At 78.5% G+C, this 17669-nt stretch carries 13 protein-coding genes; 4 read left to right on the top strand and 9 right to left on the bottom strand.

Going from position 1 to position 17669, the window contains the following annotated elements; translation table 11 throughout:
- Positions 1-6 precede the first annotated feature (6 nt).
- Positions 7-690 carry a DUF3093 domain-containing protein gene (locus tag FHN55_RS05520; RefSeq protein ID WP_139711257.1) on the top strand — a complete coding sequence of 228 codons (684 nt, stop codon included), beginning with the start codon at positions 7-9 and terminating at the stop codon, positions 688-690.
- 22 nt (positions 691-712) lie between these two features.
- Here the strand turns inward: FHN55_RS05520 and FHN55_RS05515 are convergent, their stop codons facing one another.
- The 3 genes from FHN55_RS05515 to FHN55_RS05505 form a co-directional block, all read right to left on the bottom strand.
- Positions 713-1012 carry a DUF4193 domain-containing protein gene (locus tag FHN55_RS05515; RefSeq protein ID WP_139711256.1) on the bottom strand — a complete coding sequence of 100 codons (300 nt, stop codon included), beginning with the start codon at positions 1010-1012 and terminating at the stop codon, positions 713-715.
- A gap of 342 nt (positions 1013-1354) precedes the next feature.
- Complete coding sequence (locus FHN55_RS05510) at positions 1355-2203, bottom strand: inositol monophosphatase family protein (RefSeq protein WP_139711255.1); 849 nt, start codon at positions 2201-2203, stop codon at positions 1355-1357.
- Positions 2200-3354 (bottom strand): ferrochelatase, encoded by a 1155-nt coding sequence (locus tag FHN55_RS05505; protein WP_139711254.1) that lies wholly within the window; start codon positions 3352-3354, stop codon positions 2200-2202. Before FHN55_RS05505 ends, FHN55_RS05510 begins: the two co-directional genes overlap by 4 nt.
- A gap of 204 nt (positions 3355-3558) precedes the next feature.
- On the opposite strand from FHN55_RS05505, the gene sepH reads away from it, so the two are divergent.
- The gene (gene sepH, locus FHN55_RS05500; RefSeq protein WP_180357665.1) at positions 3559-5334 is read left to right on the top strand and encodes a septation protein SepH; all 1776 of its coding nucleotides are present in this window, start codon (positions 3559-3561) and stop codon (positions 5332-5334) included.
- A 28-nt stretch (positions 5335-5362) separates the two neighbouring features.
- Here sepH and FHN55_RS05495 read toward each other — a convergent pair whose 3' ends face one another.
- The 4 genes from FHN55_RS05495 to FHN55_RS05480 form a co-directional block, all read right to left on the bottom strand.
- A complete protein-coding gene (locus FHN55_RS05495; protein ID WP_139711252.1) occupies positions 5363-6040 on the bottom strand; it encodes a thymidine kinase in 678 nt (225 codons plus the stop codon).
- A 24-nt stretch (positions 6041-6064) separates the two neighbouring features.
- The gene (locus tag FHN55_RS05490) at positions 6065-7306 is read right to left on the bottom strand and encodes an alkaline phosphatase family protein (protein WP_139711251.1); all 1242 of its coding nucleotides are present in this window, start codon (positions 7304-7306) and stop codon (positions 6065-6067) included.
- A gap of 10 nt (positions 7307-7316) precedes the next feature.
- On the bottom strand, positions 7317-7874 hold the full coding sequence (locus FHN55_RS05485; RefSeq protein ID WP_139711289.1) for a DUF5998 family protein: 558 nt from the start codon (positions 7872-7874) through the stop codon (positions 7317-7319).
- A gap of 167 nt (positions 7875-8041) precedes the next feature.
- Positions 8042-10750, bottom strand: a complete 2709-nt coding sequence (locus tag FHN55_RS05480; protein ID WP_139711250.1) for a GNAT family N-acetyltransferase — start codon at positions 10748-10750, stop codon at positions 8042-8044.
- Between the two features lie 165 nt (positions 10751-10915).
- Between FHN55_RS05480 and FHN55_RS05475 the strand changes: the two genes are divergently transcribed.
- The gene (locus tag FHN55_RS05475) at positions 10916-11548 is read left to right on the top strand and encodes a nitroreductase family protein (RefSeq protein ID WP_180357664.1); all 633 of its coding nucleotides are present in this window, start codon (positions 10916-10918) and stop codon (positions 11546-11548) included.
- A gap of 28 nt (positions 11549-11576) precedes the next feature.
- Here FHN55_RS05475 and FHN55_RS05470 read toward each other — a convergent pair whose 3' ends face one another.
- Positions 11577-13880, bottom strand: coding sequence for an SCO7613 C-terminal domain-containing membrane protein (locus tag FHN55_RS05470; RefSeq protein ID WP_139711248.1), 2304 nt, complete (start codon positions 13878-13880; stop codon positions 11577-11579).
- 165 nt (positions 13881-14045) lie between these two features.
- On the opposite strand from FHN55_RS05470, the gene FHN55_RS05465 reads away from it, so the two are divergent.
- A complete protein-coding gene (locus FHN55_RS05465) occupies positions 14046-16556 on the top strand; it encodes a DNA topoisomerase (ATP-hydrolyzing) subunit A (RefSeq protein WP_139711247.1) in 2511 nt (836 codons plus the stop codon).
- Positions 16557-16559: 3 nt separating this feature from the next.
- Here FHN55_RS05465 and FHN55_RS05460 read toward each other — a convergent pair whose 3' ends face one another.
- The gene (locus tag FHN55_RS05460) at positions 16560-17612 is read right to left on the bottom strand and encodes a GNAT family N-acetyltransferase (protein ID WP_139711246.1); all 1053 of its coding nucleotides are present in this window, start codon (positions 17610-17612) and stop codon (positions 16560-16562) included.
- Positions 17613-17669 lie beyond the last annotated feature (57 nt).

The raw sequence follows: 17669 nt of genomic DNA, 5'->3' as shown, positions 1-17669 counted from the left end.
GGCGGGGTGGGTGATCCGCACGAGCCGCAGGACGCGGCGCAGCAGCCGCAGCCGGCCCCGCCGGCGTCGGACGGGGGCGCGACCGGCGCCGGTGGTGGCACCACCGCCGGGCCGGAGTTCTCCGAGCGGCTGTGGCCGAGGCCCGCCACGTGGCTGCTGGTGCCGCTGGCCGCGGCGTTCGGCGCGGCGACCGGCTTCATCGGCGGTGCCGACTGGGTGGTCGTGGGTGGTGCGGTCCTCGCGCTGGTCGTGGTGGCGTGGCTGGTCAGCGCCAGCTCGGTGGTCTCGCTCAGCGCCGGCGGCGTGCTCCGCGTGGGCGAGGCCCGCGTGGAGGTGCACCACCTCACCGGCGCGCTCGCCGCCCGCGGGGAGCGCGCCACGGCGCTGCGCGGCCCGCTGCTCGACGCGCGCACGCACCTGCTCCTGCGCGGCTGGGTGGACCCGGTGGTGCTCGTCGGGCTCGGCGACCCGGAGGACCCCACGCCGGCGTGGCTGTTCTCCTGCCGGCACCCCGAGGACCTCGTGGCGGCGCTGGCCGGGCACGGGGTGAGCGGGCCGGTGGCGGTGCACGTGCCGCTCAGCGGCGGCCTCCCCCTGTGGGGACCCGGCAGCCGGGAGGCCCTGGACGCAGCAGCGCCCCGGCAGGAGCTGGGCTCCGACCGGGGCGAGCGGGAGCGGCCGGCGGACTAGCCGCCGGCCGCGGGGAGGCTCGTCAGGCCGCGCACTCCGTGCAGACGAGCTGTCCGCCGTCGTCGCTGGCGAGCTGGCTGCGGTGGTGCACGAGGAAGCACTGCGAGCACATGAACTCGTCGGCCTGGCGCGGCAGGACGCGCACCGAGAGCTCCTCGCCGGACAGGTCGGCGCCGGGGAGCTCGAAGCCCTCGGCGGCCTCGGTCTCGTCCTCGTCCACCGAGGCGGCGCCGGGCTCGTTGCGGCGGGCCTTCAGCTCCTCGATCGAGTCCTCGGAGAGCTCGTCGTCGGTCTTGCGCGGTGCGTCGTAGTCGGTCGCCATGGTGGCTGCTCCGGATCTGGCTGGTGGTGGGGCTGGTCGGGGTCCGGCCAGGGCGCGGTGGGGACCGGCTGGCCGTTGGCCGCGCCCTGGCGGAGCCGTGGCGGGCCGCCAGGTGTACTGGCTGCCACCGCGGATCCGGCGGGGAAACGGCTGGGAAATCGCTGTGATCGTCTGCTGGTCGTCGCCGCCCGTGGTGGACGGACCCCCTGCAACACCGGGCGCGCCGCTGGCATGCCCGGTAGCGCCGGGATCATGCCCTACCCGCTCCGACCGCGCGCACCGGCCCCCCCGCAGGCCGCCTGGAGCGCCTCCGGAGAGCCCGCCGCAGGGACAGGAGCGCCCTCAGGCGGACGGCAGCGCGCCCGCCCGGGAGAGCTCCGCCGCCAGCTCGAGCGCGAGCGCGGGGGGAGCGGCCACGAGCATGTCCTGGCTGGCCCCGGCCCCGTCGAGGCCCACCAGGGACACGCCCGCCTCGGCCGCCACGAGCCAGCCCGCGGCGGCGTCCCAGGGGTTCAGCCCCCGCTCGTAGAACGCGTCGAGGCGGCCGCTGGCCACGTAGCACAGGTCGAGGGCGGCCGAGCCGATGCGCCGCACGTCGCGCACCCGCGGGAGGAGCCGCGCGACGACGTCCGCCTGCTCCGCCCTGCGCGACGCGGTGTACCCGAACCCCGTCCCGACCAGCGCCTCCGCGAGCGGTGGCCCCGCGGCCGCGTGCACGGGCTCGCCGTCGAGGCGCGCACCGCCGCCCAGGGACGCCGTCCACGTCTCCCCGGTCTCGGGGTTGTGCACGCAGCCGGCGACGGGCCGCCAGTGCGGCGGGGCCGGCTCACCGGCCACCACCGCCACGCTCACCGCGTAGGCGGGGATGCCGTAGACGTAGTTGACGGTCCCGTCGATGGGGTCGACCACCCAGGTGAGGCCGCTCGTGCCGCCGGTGGTCCCGCCCTCCTCCCCCAGCACGGCGTCCTGCGGGCGCTCAGCGCGGAGCACCCGCCGGATGAGCTGCTCGGAGGCCGTGTCCATGGCGGTGACGACGTCGCTGCGGCTGGACTTGGTGGCCGTCACCCCGCCCCGCTCCGCCCGGCCCTCGCGGACCAGGGCTCCGGCAGCCCGGGCGGCGCACTCGGCGAGGTCCGCGAGCGCCGCCGCCTCCTCCGGCGAGGGCTGGGGGCCGGCGTCGGAGGCCGTCACGCGCTGGCGGCCGGGGCACCGGCGGCCACCGGCGGGTCGGCCCAGTCCGCGCCGCAGGCGGCGGGCTTCTCGGGCGTGCGCAGGTTCCTGCAGCACCCGACCGGGCACACGTCGTGGCTCGGTCCCAGCGGCCCCACGGCCGCGCGCTGCGGCTGCTCGCCCCGCTCGGCCGCGGAGCGCTCGAGGACCAGGTCCACCAGGGAGCTCACGAAGGCGCCGTGGACCCCGGCCGTCGCCGCCCGGGCCACCGGCAGGCCCAGGCCCTCGGCCGTCTCGGCGGCCTCGGTGTCGAGGTCGTACTTGACCTCCATGTGGTCGCTGATGAAGCCGATGGGCGCCACCACGGCCGACGGCGCCCCGGCCGCGCTGACGGCCTCGAGGTGGTCGTTGACGTCGGGCTCGAGCCAGGGCTGGGTGGGCGGCCCGGAGCGCGAGCAGTAGACGAGGGCGCTCGGGTGCTCGACGCCGGTGCGCTCCGCCACCCGGCGGACCACCTCGGCGCGCACCGCCTCGTGCTGGGCCTCGTAGGCCCCACCGCCCGGGCCGGCCGCCTCGGCCATCGCGGTGGGGATGGAGTGCGTGGTGAACACCAGGTGCGCGCCGTCGCGCACGTCGTCGTCGAGCTCGTCCAGGGCGGCCAGCACGGCGTCGGTGTTGGCGTCGAGGAACCCGGGGGCGTTGAAGTAGTGGCGGACCTTGTCGGCGCGCAGCGCGCGGCCCTCCCCGGCCAGCGCGATGAGCGAGGCGGCCACGTCCTCGCGGTACTGGCGGCAGCCGGAGTAGGAGGCGTAGGCGCTGGTGGTGAGCACGAGCACGCGGCGCGCACCGGCCTCGTGGGCCTCCCGGAGCGCGTCCGTGAGGTAGGGGTCCCAGTTCCGGTTGCCCCACACCAGCGGCAGGCCGCCCAGGCCGCGCGCGTCGAGCTCGGCGCGCAGGGCGGCCAGCAGCTCCTTGTTCTGGTCGTTGATGGGGCTGCGGCCGCCGAAGGCGAAGTAGTGCTCCCCCACCTCCACCAGGCGCTCGCGGGGGATGCCCCGTCCGCGGGTGACGTTCTCCAGGAACGGCACCACGTCGTCGGGCCCCTCCGGGCCTCCGAAGGACAGCAGCACGAGCGCGTCGTACGGGGCGCTCGGGGACGTCTCGGCACTCACCAGGACATCCTGCCCCGACGCGCTCGCGGTGGCGCAGGGAGATCCGCCGCCGGGTCCGCGGGCGGATCCGCAGGGCGCCGCGCGCGGCCGACGCGGCGCCTCGACGCGGGGGAAGCCCGGGTGGCACCCTGGCTGCTCGGGGTCTCGGCGGGTGCCGGGACACCGCCGCGCCGACGGCGCCGGCGGAGGAGACGGGGAGGCCGGGTGCGCGACGGGCTGGAGGAGGCGCGGGGGACCGCGGACGCCGCAGCGGCGGGTGCAGGTGCGCCGGTCGAGCTGTCGGTGGTCGGCGCCGACCCCGCCGACCCCTCGGTGCTGCTGCTGGAGGCCCCGGACGGGCGCCGCTTCCGCCTGCCCGCGAGCTCGCGCCTGCGGGCCGCGGTGCGCAGCGCGGGGCCGGTCAGCGCGCCGGTCCCCGCGCTGAGCGAGCCGCTGCGCCCGCGTGACATCCAGGCCCGCATCCGGGCCGGCGAGACCGCCGCCGACGTCGCCGCCGACGCCGGCGTGCCCCTGGAGCAGGTGCAGCGCTACGAGGGGCCCGTGCTGGCCGAGCGGGCGCACATCGCCGCCCTCGCCCGGCTGGCCGTCGTGCGCGGCGGCCCGGGCCGCCTCACGCTCGAGGAGGCCGTCCGCACGCGCCTGCTCGCCCGCGGCGCCGACCCGGGCACCGCGGGGTGGGACGCCTGGCGGCGCGACGGCGGCTGGGCGGTGCAGGTGGCGTTCCGGGCCGCTGGCCGCGACAGGTCCGCCCAGTGGTCCTTCGTCCCCTCCAACCGCGTGCTGGAGCCCCTCGACGACGAGGCCCGCTGGCTCACGGCACCCTCCGACGACCCGACCGGCCGCCGCCTGGCCGCCGTGCGCGTCTACGACGTCGAGGCCGAGGACGCCCGCCTGGAGGGCGGTCACGAGACCGGTGCCGCGCCGACCACGGGCCAGGAGACCCCGCTCGTGCCCGGGCCGGTCTTCGAGCCCTCCGCGCCGCGCCCCGCCCCGCAGCAGGCGGAGGCCGACAGCGCCGAGCCACAGCCCGCGCCCGCGTCCCGCGCCCCCTCCGCCCCCGCGGGCTCCGCGGCTGACGACGAGCCGCCGTCCGGCCACCTCCGGCCCCGCGACGACGAGGCCGCTCACCAGGCCGGTCACGAGGCCGGTCACGAGGCCGGCGAGCCGGCCGGCGACGCGTGGCGCGGCGAGCTCGACGAGCTCGACCGCGACCTCGCCGGGGCGCAGGAGGGACCGCCCGCCGCGGACGACCTGGCCTCCCGCACCCTCGACCTGCTCGACGCCCTGCGGGACCGCAGGGGCCGCCGGGTCCCGCTCGACATGGGCCCCGACGGCGAGCCCTGGGACGACGAGGAGGACGACGACCTCCTCAACGCGCTGCTCGACCTGCCCCCGGGCTCCGACCCCGACGCGGTGGAGCTGCAGGAGGAGGTCGACCGGGCGCGGGCCCGCCTGCGCATGGTGACCCCGCCGCGCGGTCTGCAGCTGCCGCGTCCCGGCCAGGACGGCGCCGGCGCCGCGGACGAGCCGCCGGCGCCCGCCGGCCCGCGCGCCCCGCTGGGCCTCGTCCCGGCTCCTCCCCCCACGGAGCCGCTGCAGGTCGCACCCGCGCCGGCCGCACCCGTGGCGCCGGAGGCCCCCCGCGAGCCGGTCCGCCCCGCCGGCCGCGCTGCAGATCGCAGCTCTGACCGCGACGACTCCGGTGACCCCGGCGGCGGGACGGCGCGCCGCGAGCCCGCGACCCGCCGGGAGCGCTGGCGGGGCGCCGACACGGAGCCGCACCCGGCCGCCCCGCCGGCGCCCCCCGCGGCGCGCCACGACGACGAGGACCGGCCGACCCCCTCGCGCGGCGTCCCCGCGCCCGACGGGGTCGAGGACCCCGAGCACGACGGTGACGACCCGGGCGAGCAGCCCGCGCGCAGGCGCCGCAGCGTGCCCAGCTGGGACGAGATCGTCTTCGGGGCGCCCCGGCGCGACTGAGCCCCCTCAGTCGCGCGGCCCGTCCGGGTCAGGCGAGGTGGGAGGCACCGACCCGCAGCTCGACGCTCGTCGCCGGGGTCTGGGTCGGGGTCGGGGTGGCGCGGCCGGCGGTCGCGGCGGTCTCCCGGCGCATGTGGTGGCGGCGGCACAGGACCTCGTAGCCGACCGCGCCGGCGTCGGCCGCGACGTCGCCGACCACCACCTGCTCGCCCTCGACGACCATCGTGCCGTCGACGGTGCGCGCGTTGTGGGTGGCGCGGGCGCCGCACCAGCACAGCGCCTCCACCTGCAGCACCTGCACCCGGTCGGCGAGCTCCACGAGGCGGGCGCTGCCGGGGAAGAGGCGGGTGCGGAAGTCGCTGGTGATGCCGAAGGCGTAGACGTCCACCCCCGCCTCGTCGACGACGCGGGCCAGCTGCTCGACCTGCTCGGGCCGGTAGAACTGCGCCTCGTCGCAGACGAGGTAGTCCAGCGGCCCGTCGACGGAGGCGCCCGCCACCTCGGCCTCGAAGTCGGTGCTGGAGGTCACCTCGCGGGCGGGGCGGCGCAGGCCCAGCCGGCTGGAGATGGTGCCGTCCCCGGCGCGGTCGTCCCGGGTGAAGAGCAGCCCCCGGCGACCGCGGGCGCGGTGGTTGTGGTCGACCTGGAGCGCGAGGGTCGACTTCCCGCTGTCCATGGTCCCGGAGAAGAAGACGAGCTCGGCCACGCCCCCATCTTGCCCAGCGACCGCTCAGCGCCGGCGGGGGCTCCCGGCCACCAGCAGCGGCACCAGCACCTCGTCCGCGGTCCGGCCGCCGTGCATCCCCACGAGGCCCGCCAGCTCCGGGCGCTGGACGCGGCTGTCGTGGACCGACGCGGGGGCGGTGGCCGCGGCGAGGACGTCCCCGGCCCGCTCCAGCACCGCCGCGTCCGCGCCGTGCGGCCCGAACCAGCCCTGCTCGACGGCCTCCTCGCGGCCGACCACCTCCAGCACGTGGCCCAGCCGCTCCCGCCAGGCGGCCAGCACGTCGGCGGCGGCCCCCGGCGCGCAGTGGAGCTGCGGGGCGCGCGGCTCCCCCGCCACCACCTGCACGCCCGCCGCCAGCTCGGGGTCGGCGGCGACGTCCCAGCGGGCGTCGTCGGGGACGTCGACCATGCCGTGGTCGCCGGTGACCAGCAGCACGGCCCTCGGCGGCAGGCCCGCCACCAGGTCGGCCACCGCGGCGTCGACGCGCTCCAGCTCCTCGGACCACTGCGGCGAGGCCCAGCCGTGCGTGTGCCCGGCCTTGTCCAGGTCGCCCCAGTAGACGTGGACCAGCGCGCGGGTGCGGTCGCGCGCCGCGGAGCGCAGGGCGCCCAGTCCCGCCTCCACGCGCGCCGGCAGGCTGCTGGCGGCCCGGAACCGCCCGCCGCGGGAGGTGGCCTCGGTGAGGCCCGAGCCGTCGAAGAAGCCCGGGCCCACCCGCGTCACCGCCGCGCCGGAGGCCGCGAGGTGCTCGAAGACGGTGGGGCGCGGCTGCCAGCGGCGCGGGTCCGGCGGAGGCGCTCCGGCCGCTCCGCCGCCGGGACCGCCCGCGCCGGGTGCGGGCTCCCAGGACAGCTCGTTGAACAGGACCCCGGTGGCGGGGTCGCGCACCTGGTAGCCGAGCAGCCCGTGCTGGCCCGGGTGCAGGCCGGTGCCGATGGAGGCGGTCGAGGTGGCCGTGGTGGAGGGGTAACCGGCGGCCAGCACGGCGGCGCCCGGCGCCCCGGCGGCACGGGCCATGGACCGCATCCGCGGCGCGTGCCCCCCGCGGGCGGCCAGCAGGCGCGACCCGAGGCCGTCGACGAGGAGCACGCAGACCTGCTGCACGCCCTCGTGCGCCTCCGCCAGCGCCCCGGTCAGGGGGGACGGCTCCTGTCGCACCGGGGCGCCCAGCAGGTCCGCCACGGCCGGCAGGACGTCGGCGAGCGCGCCCCCGGTCCCGGGCGGCCCCGAGGCGGTGGCGCTCACGCCGGGGCCGTCACGCGCGGGGTGCCCGCGTGGCGCGGGTCAGGCTGCGCGCGAACCGGCGGGCTGCCAGCACCGCCGCCTCCCCCTCCGCGTCGGCGCTGATGCGCAGCGAGACGTCGTCCGCGGTCATCGTCCCGGTGTAGCCGTGGTCGGCCTCGCACTCGGGGTCGCCGCAGGTGGCGGGCTCGACGTCGACGCGGCTGAGGGTGCCCCAGGCCACGGTGAGGGTGAGCTCCTGGGGCGCCGCGCCCGGGCGGTGCCGCTCCGGGGCGGTGACGCGGTGGCCGACCACCACCGAGCGGACGTCGTGCAGGGGCACCGACTCCGAGGACGCCACGGCCACCGGGGCCCCGCCGGCCTCCGGCGGGTCGTGGTCGTCGACGTGGGCGGTGACCAGGCGCGTGGCGGTCAGGGCGAGCACGGTGACGTGCCGGCGCACCGCGTCGGCGTCGAAGGTGGTCTCGAGGTGCACCAGGGCGTCCACGGGGGGCTCACCCGCGAGCGACTGCAGCACCACGTCGGCGAGCAGCTGCGGGTAGTACCCGGTCTGCTCGAGCTCGACGACCAGTTCGTCCGGGAGGCGCTCGGCCCCTCCGGGGCCCTCGCTGCGCCAGGCCGCCGCCGGAGCGCCGGCGGTCCCGCCGCCCGCCAGGACGCCCTCGGTCCCCTCTGCTCGCCGTCGCCCGGCGCCGTCACCACCCCACACGTCGGCCATCCTCCCACCGGGGCCCGACGTCAGGCGGGCAGCACCCGCCGGCCGGCGTCGGAGCGGCCCACGGGCACCGCCAGCTCGACCTGCGCCCCGAGCACGGCCAGGCCGCGCTCGGCCACCTGCACCGGCGAGAGCTCGCTGGAGAAGACCTCCGGCAGGTCGTCGGCCATCACCGAGACCCGCGCCAGCAGGTCCTCGAGGGCGCCGACGTCGACGGCGGGCGTGCCCATGTAGCCGAACAGGCGGGGGGCCGCGCGCAGCGTGCGGACCAGGTCCACCACGTCGACGTCGGTCAGCGGCGGGATGCGGTGGGAGACGTCCCCCAGCAGCACCGTGGTGTCGCCGGCCAGCCCGAAGGAGACCAGCGGGCCGAACAGCGGGTCCTCCAGGGTGCGCACCAGCACCGAGATGCCCGAGGGGGCCATGGCCTGCACGAGCAGCGCGGGAGCCGTCCCCCCGCCGCTGCCGGCGGGCCCGGCGAGCATGGCGTCGACGTGGGCGCGCAGCTCCCGGGCGTCCGAGACGTCCAGGCGCACCCCGCCCAGGCCGGGGTGGCGCAGGTGCCGCTCGGTCGCCTTGACCACCACGGGCCAGCCCACGCGGTCCGCGGCCCGCACCGCCTCGTCCGCCGAGCGCACCGTCACCACCGGCCACAGCTGCACGCCGTAGCAGGCCAGCAGGGCGCTGACCTCCTCCTGCTCCAGGCGCAGCGGCGGGTCGTCGGGGGTGCGCCCGGACAGCAGCGACTCCACCAGCGCCCGCGCCGCGCGGGCGTCCGTCCCGGCCGGGGCCACGCGGGTGCCGTGGTCCCGGCGGCGCCAGGCGGCGTAGCGGACGACCGCCGCCAGCGACCTGACGGCGTCCTCGGGGGTGGTGTAGACGGGCAGGGCCGCCGCGGGCGTGCCCCCGCCGTCGCCGTCGTCCCCCTCGCTGGGAGCGGGGGGCTGCAGCGTGCGGGTGGGCTCGACGCCCCCGACGAGCGCCACCAGGCACGCCGCGCACGGCTTGCCGGCGGCCGCGGCCACCTCCTGGAGGGCCACCACCACCTCCCGGTCCACCTCGGCGACCGGGGGGATGAGGCAGGCGACCACCACGTCGACGTCGGGGTCGGTGAAGACCTGCTCGAGGGCCGCGCGCACCTGCGACGCGTCCGCCTCGGGCGCCACCACCACCGGGTCGGCCACGTCCAGCCCCCAGGAGACGGCGGCCTCCGCGGCCAGCGCCGCGAGCGCCCCGGAGTTGGCCACCACGCCCACCCGCTCCCCCGCCGGCAGCGGCTGGGTCTGGAGCAGCTGGGCGACGTCGAAGAGCTGGTGGACGTTGTCCACGCGGATGACGCCGGCCTGGCGCAGCATCGCGTCCAGGGCCTCCCGCGGCGCGCGGGTCTCCCGGACCGCGTGCCCCGGGGGCACCGTGAAGGAGCTCACGCCGGACTTCACGACGACCACGGGCTTGGTCCGCGCCAGGCCGCGGGCCACGCGGGAGAACTTGCGCGGGTTGCCGACGCTCTCGAGGTACAGCCCGACCACCGAGGTGGCGGGGTCGTCCTGCCAGTACTGCATGCAGTCGTTGCCGGAGACGTCCGCGCGGTTGCCCGCCGAGACGAACGTGGACACGCCGAGCCCGCGCCGGTTCGCGGCGTCGAGCACGGCCACGCCCAGCGCGCCGGACTGGCTGAACAGCCCCAGCCCGCCGGCCGGCGGCACCACGGGGGCGAGGGAGGCGTTGAGGCGGACGGCGGGGTCGGTGTTGATGATCCCGAAGGACGTGGGCCCGACCAGGCGCATGCCGTGCACGCGGGCGAGGCGCAGCAGCTCGCGCTGGCGGGCCAGGCCGTCGGCGTCGACCTCGGCGAACCCGCTGGACACCACCACCAGACCGCGCACGTCGAGCTGAGCCAGCTCGGCGACCACGCCGTTGACCGACTCGGCCGGCACGGCCACCACCGCGAGGTCCACCGGTCCCGGGACGTCCGCGAGGGAGCGGACGGCGGGGACGCCCCGCACGACGTCCGCCTCGGGGTGGACCACGTGCACCGCGCCGGTGAAGCCGCCGCCCACCAGGTCGGCCAGCAGGCGCCCGCCGACGGAGCCGGGCCGGCGGCCGGCCCCGACCACCACCACCGAGCGCGGGTGCAGCAGGCGGCGCAGGCTCTCGGCCTCGGCGCGGTGCTCGCGGGCCTCCATCACCTCGCGGGACCTGTCGGTGGGGGTGACGTCGACGGTGAGCATCACCACGCCGTCCTCGACGGCGCGGGTGGTGGCGAAGCCCGCCTCGGCGAAGACGTCGAGCATCTTGCGGTTCTCGGGGAGGACCTCGGCGACGAAGCGGGTGACGCCCTGCTCGCGGGCGGCCACGACGAGGTGCTCCAGCAGCACCGAGCCGACGCCGCGGCCCTGGTGGGCGTCGGAGACGTTGAAGGCCACCTCGGCGACGCCGTCGCCGACCCGGTCGTACCGTCCGACGCCGATGATCGCCTCCCCCACGAGCACCACGAGCGCCACCCGGTCGTGGTGGTCGACCGTGGTGAAGCGGGCCAGGTCGCGCGGGGACAGGCGCGGCATCGGCGCGAAGAAGCGCAGGTACGTCGAGCGCGGCGACTGCGCCACGTGGAAGGCCTGCAGCGCGTCGGCGTCGGCGGGGCGGATGGGCCGGATGTGCGCCGCGCCGCCGTCCCGCAGGACGACGTCCGCCTCCCACGCGCGCGTCCACGCGGGGTGGGTGGGTGACACGGGGTGAAGGCTAGTCGGACGACGGTGATCACGACGCCCGGCCGGGCCATCGGGGCGGGTGCTCCCGGCGGGGTGTCAGGCGGGTGGCAGGCGGGTGGCAGGCGGGTGGCAGGCGGGTGGCAGGCGGGTGGCAGGCGGGTGGCAGGCGGGTGGCAGGGTCGGCGCGTGGAGCTGGACGAGGTGCTGAGGCGCCGCAGGGCGGTCCGCCGGTTCACCGGCGAGCCGGTGGACCGGGCGGTGCTGGACGCGGTGGTGGCGGCCGGCGTGAGCGGTCCGACGGCCGGCGGGTCGCGGGGCCGCTCGCTGCTGGTGCTCACCGACCCCGCGGACCGCGACCGCTTCTGGCGCGCCACGAGCGACGACGTCGACTCCCCCGACGCCTGGCTGGCCGGGATGACCACGGCGCCGGTGGTGGTGGTGTGCCTGGCCGACCCGGGCGCGTACGTGGAGCGGTACTCCCGTCCTGACAAGGAGCGAGCCCGCGGCGACCTCGGCCCCGACCCGGCGGACGCCTCGGCGTGGCCGGTGCCGTGGTGGGACGTCGACGCCGGCGCCTCGGGCCTCCTCGTGCTGCTCGCCGCCGTGGACGCGGGCCTGGGCGGGTGCCTGGTCGGCGTCCCCGACCGGCGGTGGGCGGCGGTGCGGGAGGCCTTCGGGGTGCCCGACGGCCAGCGGCTCACGGCCGCGGTGGTGCTGGGCCACCCCGCTGCCGACCTGCCCCGGGCGCGGCGCCGGGCGCCGGTGGGCGCGGTGGTCCACGACGGCGCCCACGGCCGTCCCTGGGTCCCCGGCGCCTGAGGGGCGCGCCGAGGGCGACGGGGCCGGGTCAGCGCAGGGCGCGCACCCAGCCGACGGCGCGGGCGGCGTCCCGGCGGGCCTGCTCGATGAAGACCGCGAGGACCAGCACGAGGGCGCCGGCGAGGAACAGGCCCACCCAGGCGGGCGCGTCCAGCGCGTAGGGGCCGAGCTGGCCGACCGCCACCACGAGCGCGGCCGCGGCGCCCAGGACGACGGGCGCCTGCAGCGACCAGCGCACCCCGGCGGCGCAGACGAGCGCCCCGGCGACGGCCACGACGGCGGTGCGCCAGGCGCTGGTCCCGGCCACCGACACCAGCGCGGAGGGCAGCAGGGCGGCGGCCAGGCCCCCGCCCAGCACGACCCACGACCCCAGCCTCCGGTGGCGCTGCCAGACGAGCACGCCGACCGCCAGCGCCAGGGCCGCCGGCGGCAGGGACCACCACTCCACGCCGGCGCCCGCGGGGGCGAGGTCGCCCGCCTCGCTCCACCAGGCCGCCGAGAGCAGCAGCACCCCGGGCAGCGCCCAGGCGGTGCGCCGCCGGTCACCGCCCCGCAGGAGCGCGCCCAGGCCGGCGGCGGCGAGCGGGACGGAGGCGTGCACCGGGCCGCCGTCGGAGACGAGCAGCGCGGCCACCGACGCGAGCGCCCACCCGGCGGCCAGGACGCCCTCGGGCAGGCCGCGGGCCAGCGCCGACAGCGCGAGCAGCGCGGCGGCGACGACGAGGGCCAGCGCCACGGGCAGCGGCGCGGACAGCGGTGACGGGGCGCCCAGCACGCCGCCGAGGGCCGCCAGGGACGCGGCCGTGGCCCAGACGGCGCGCGGGACGGGCAGGCCGGCGCGGTCCGCCAGGACCTCGGCCGGGGCTGAGGCGACCGGCCGGCGGGCCCCGGCGAGCAGCGCCGCGATCGCCAGGGCGCACCAGGCGGCAGGCCGCCGCCAGGTGTCCTGGGCGCTCCCGAGGACGGGCTCGCTGAGCAGGGACCCGCCGGCCAGGGCGAGCGCGGCCACGAGCGCCGGCCACGGCAGCAGGCGCGGCCTGACGGCCAGCAGCACGGCCGCGACCGCGGAGACGCCCAGGGCGAGCAGCAGGAGGGCGGAGGCGCCCCCGGCCGAGGCGAGCGAGACCAGGGCGCCGATGACGCCGCCGTGGGCGACGACGACGGCCGTGCGGCGCATCCTCGGCCAGCCCGCGAGCGGCGCGAGCCCGGTCGAGGTCCGAGGGCGGCCGGCGCGCACGGCGGTCCAGGCGGCGGCGAGCGCGAGGAGCAGCAGCTCGAGCGCCGCCAGGAAGGGCTGGGAGCCGTCGGGCCCGCGGCCCTCCACCGCGTCGGCGCCCCCGTCCACGGCGAGCAGCACGAGCACCGCCGCGCCCAGGTGCGCTGCCCCGACGGCGAGGCCCACCTCGCCCAGGCCGCGCGCCCGGGCGGTCAGCGGGCGGGCCGCCGGGGCGGACAGCACGGCGAGGCCCAGCGCGGCAGCGGCCCAGGTGAGCAGCTCGCCGTCCACCGCGAGCGCCAGCGCGGTCGGGACCGCGGCGGTGGCGACCACCGCAGCCCACGCCGGTGCCGCCGGCCGGCGGGGGTGCGCCGCCGCGGGCAGCCAGCGGGCGCCGGCGGCGCAGGCGCCGACGGCCGCGAGGAGGGCCACGAGGCCGTAGGCGTCGGCGTCGACCGACTGCAGGCCGAGGACGTCGAGGCTGCGGGCCGAGGCCAGGAGCACCGCCAGGACCAGCACGGACAGCACCGCGAGCGCCTCGGCGCTGGCGCCCAGGTCGCGGCGGGCCGTCAGGCGGGCGGCGACGGCGGCGCCGGCGCACACGGCCAGCAGCACGAGGGCCTGCCCGAGGGCGCCGATGGCGCCCCAGACGTAGGCGGTGAAGGAGACGGCCGCCACCGCGACGAGCGCGACGCCGGTGACCAGGAAGAGCTGCTGCGCGCCGAGGCGGCGCTGCCGCGGTGCCGGGAGGACCGGGCCGCCCGGCTGCGCGAGGACCGGCCGGCCGTAGGGGTCGGTCGGCCCGGCGCTGCCGACCGCCGCCGCCGGGACGGGCGCCGCTCCCGCGTCCGCAGGCGGCGCGGCCGAGGCGGCCGAGGCGGCCGAGGCGGCGGAGGCGGCCGAGGGGGCCGAGGCGCCGGCCAGCGACGCCAGCAGGGCGGCGCGCTGCTCCTGGAGCTGCGCCAGCTGCTGGTCGACCTGCCACAGGGCGGCGGCGTCCGGCCCGACCAGGCGCAGACCGCACGCCGGGCAGGCGGCGCGCGCGGGCACCAGCGGCGCCGAGCACCGGGGGCAGCCGGGCCCGGGCGGCGGGGAGGGCTGAGCGGGGTCCGTCACGCGCCCACCCTGGCAGCGCGGACGCCTCGCCGTCGTCGTCCAGGAGGGGGCTGTGGACGACCCGGCGCGCCGGGAGTCGCAGGTGGGACCGCTGCCGGCGCTCCGGGACGCCCGGGATCTCCCAGTCCCGCCCGGAGTGTCGGGCCCTCGCGGGAGGATGGGGGCATGGCACGTCGCAGCACCTCGACCTCCTCCGCCGGCAGCCCGCCGCCCACGGGCAGGGTGGTCGAGGTCGACGTCGACGAGGAGATGCGGTCCTCGTTCCTGGAGTACGCCTACTCGGTCATCTACTCCCGGGCCCTGCCCGACGCCCGCGACGGCCTCAAGCCGGTGCAGCGGCGGATCCTGTTCCAGATGGGCGAGATGGGCCTGCGGCCCGACCGCGCCCACGTCAAGAGCGCGCGCGTCGTCGGCGACGTCATGGGGCGCCTGCACCCGCACGGCGACACCGCCATCTACGACGCCCTCGTCCGCATGGCGCAGGAATTCTCCCTGCGCCTGCCGCTGGTCGACGGCCACGGGAACTTCGGGTCGCTCGACGACGGACCCGCCGCGTCTCGCTACACCGAGGCGCGGATGGCCGTCTCGGCGACGGCCATGGTGGACGGGCTCGACGAGGACGTCGTCGACTTCGTCCCCACCTACGACAACTCCTCCACGCAGCCGTCGGTGCTGCCCTCGGCCATCCCGAACCTGCTGGTCAACGGCGCGTCCGGCATCGCGGTGGGCATGGCCACGAACATGCCGCCGCACAACCTCGGGGAGGTCGTGGCCGCGGCGCGGCACCTCATCGCCCGCCCGGACGCGACCCTCGAGGACCTGATGCGCTTCGTGCCCGGGCCCGACCTGCCCTCGGGCGGGCGGATCGTGGGGCTCGAGGGCATCCGCGACGCCTACGCCACCGGCCGGGGCACGTTCCGCACCCGCGCCACCGCCCGCATCGAGGACATCACCGCCCGCCGCAAGGGCATCGTCTTCACCGAGCTGCCGTACACGGTGGGCCCGGAGAAGGTCATCGAGAAGGTCAAGGACGCCGTCTCGGCCAAGAAGCTGCTCGGCATCTCCGCCATCGACGACTTCACCGACCGCCAGCACGGCACGCGCCTGGTGGTGGAGGTCAAGACCGGCTTCCAGCCGGAGGCGGTGCTGGAGCAGCTGTACCGGCTGACGCCGCTGGAGGACTCCTTCGGCATCAACAACGTCTGCCTGGTCGACGGGCAGCCGCGCACCCTCGGGCTGCGCGAGCTGCTGCAGGTCTTCATCGACCACCGCCTCGAGGTGGTCCGCCGCCGCAGCACCCACCGCCTCACCAGGCGCCGCGAGCGCCTGCACCTGGTGGAGGGCCTGCTCATCGCCGTCGTCGACATCGACGAGGTGATCCAGGTGATCCGGACCTCCGACGACGGCGCCGCGGCGCGCACCCGGCTCATGGAGGTGTTCGAGCTCTCCGAGCTGCAGGCCGAGCACATCCTGGAGCTGCGGCTGCGGCGCCTGACCCGGTTCTCCCGCATCGAGCTGGAGACCGAGCGGGAGGAGCTGCTCGCGGCGATCGCGGACCTGGAGGCGCTGCTGGCCGACGAGCAGCTGCAGCGGGAGGCGGTCTCCGACGAGCTGGCGCAGGTCGCCCGCGACCACGGCGACCCGCGCCGCACGGTGCTGCTGGAGGCGGGGGCGGCCCCGGCGACGGCGGCGGTGCCGCTGCAGGTCGCCGACGACCCGTGCTGGGTGCTGCTGTCCGCGACGGGCCTGCTGGCGCGCACGGGGGGCGCGGAGCTCACCGAGGGCGGCCCGCGCACCAACCACGACGTGCTGCGCAGCGCCGTGAGGACGACGGCGCGCGGCGACGTCGGCGCGCTCACCTCGCGGGGCCGCGTGGTGCGGGTGGGCGTGGTCGACACCCCCGTGCTGCCGCCGACGGCGGGTGCGCCGAGCCTGTCCGGCGGTGCGCCGCTGCGGGAGTTCGTCACGCTGGAGCCCGGCGAGGAGGTCGTGGCCCTGGTGCCGCTGACCACTCAGCCCGGTGACGGCGAGGGCGCCGGGCTGGCGCTGGCCACCGCGCAGGGCGTGGTGAAGCGGGTGGCCGCCGAGCCGTGGGGCGCGCGCGACTCCTGGGAGGTCATCGGGCTGGACGCCAGCGACGCGGTGGTCGGGGCGGCGTGGCTCGCCACCGGCACCGAGGAGCTGGTCTTCGTCACCAGCGACGCGCAGCTGCTGCGCTTCAGCGCCACCCTGGTGCGCCCGCAGGGCCGCCCGGCGCGCGGCATGGCGGGCGTGCGCGTCTCCGCCGGGGAGCGCGTGGTCGCGTTCTCGGCGGTCGGCGCCGCTGAGGCCGAGCGCACCGAGGTGGTCACCGTGGCCGCCGCCGAGGGCGCGCTGCCGGGCTCCCCGGGGGTGAGCGTCAAGGTCGCGCCGTTCGAGGAGTACCCGCCCAAGGGCCGCGCCACCGGTGGGGTGCGCTGCCACCGCTTCCTGCGCGGCGAGGGGGCGCTGGCGCTGGCGTGGGTCGGTCCGGGGCCGGCGCGGGGTGCCTCCGCCACCGGTGCGCCGGTGGCGCTGCCCGAGCCGACCGGGAAGCGGGACGGGTCGGGCGTGCCGCTGGCCGGCGCGCTGACCGCCGTGGCCGGGAGCCCGCCCCGGGAGGGCTCTGCCGACGGCGGTGCCGGCGGGGGCGCCTGAGGCTCACCGGGGGACGGCGACGCCCCAGACCACCTCGACGTGGTGGGGGGCGTACCCGAGCCGCTCGTAGAGCCCCAGCGCCCCGCTGGGGTTCTCGCGGTCCACGTCGAGGCCTGCGGCGTCCATGCCGGCCTCGGCGAAGGCCCGCAGGCTCGCGGCCAGCAGCGCCGCCCCGACGCCGCGTCGCCGGTGGGCGCGGCGCGTGCCCAGCAGACCGGTCCACCCCTCCTTCACGCCGTCGACCCAGTCCTGCTCGAAGGCGAAGGCGACGGTGTAGCCCGCCACCTCCGGTTCGCCCCCGCCGCCACCGGCTCCTCCCGCCGCCTCCGGGCGGTCGACGAGGGCCACGAAGCTCCAGTCGGTGCGGGCGTCGCGGTGGCCGCTGACCCAGCGGTTCCAGTCCTCGCTGGTGCGCGGCTCGCTGCCGCGGTGGTCGGCGAAGGCCTCGTTGTGGGCCAGCCTCACCTGCTCGTCCAGCTCGGGTGACCAGGGCACCAGCCGGAGCCCCTCCGGCAGCTCCACCTCCGGCAGGGGCGGTGCCCCGTCCCCGGTGAGGCGCCGGCGCATCACCAGGTGGTAGCGGCGCACCTCGAAGCCGGCGGCGCGGGCCAGCGCCGTCCGGTCGGCGAGCTCGGCGTCGCTGTGCAGGACCAGCTCACCGGGGGCGCTGCCGGGCGCCGCGGCGATGAGCTGGCGGCCCACGGCGCACTGCCACGCCAGGAGCTGGCGCCCCAGCCCCCGACCGCGGTGCTCGGGGTGCACCCCGCCCCACAGCGACGCACGCACCGTGCTCACGTCACCGGGGCGGACGTCCACGAGGCCGAACGCCAGCAGCCGCCCGCCGTCGTCCTCGGCGGCCAGCGAGCGGTGCGCCGGGTCCTTCCACGACCCGGCCAGCAGCTCGTCGCGCAGGTCCTCCTCGGTGTACCGCTCCGCGGGGCGGTCAGCGGCCTCGACGGCCTGCACCAGGGCGTGCCAGCGCGGGAGGTCGTCCTCGCGCAGCGGCCGCCAGGTCACGCCCGGCGTGACCGGCTCGGGGACGTCGCTGGTGCTCACGCGCTCGCACGCTAGCCAGCCGAGGGCGACGGCGCACGCCGCTGGGCGTCCCCCCTC

The sequence above is a fragment of the Streptomyces sp. NP160 genome (assembly GCF_006335115.1).
Taxonomy (GTDB): Bacteria; Actinomycetota; Actinomycetes; order Actinomycetales; family Quadrisphaeraceae; genus Quadrisphaera.
This window is presented reverse-complemented; position numbering and strand designations above follow the sequence as displayed.

Excerpts from the sequence above, each read along its gene's own strand:
- FHN55_RS05515 (WP_139711256.1), bottom strand. The coding sequence starts at position 1,012 with ATGGCGACCGACTACGACGCACCGCGCAAGACCGACGACGAGCTCTCC.
- FHN55_RS05465 (WP_139711247.1), top strand. The coding sequence starts at position 14,046 with ATGGCACGTCGCAGCACCTCGACCTCCTCCGCCGGCAGCCCGCCGCCC.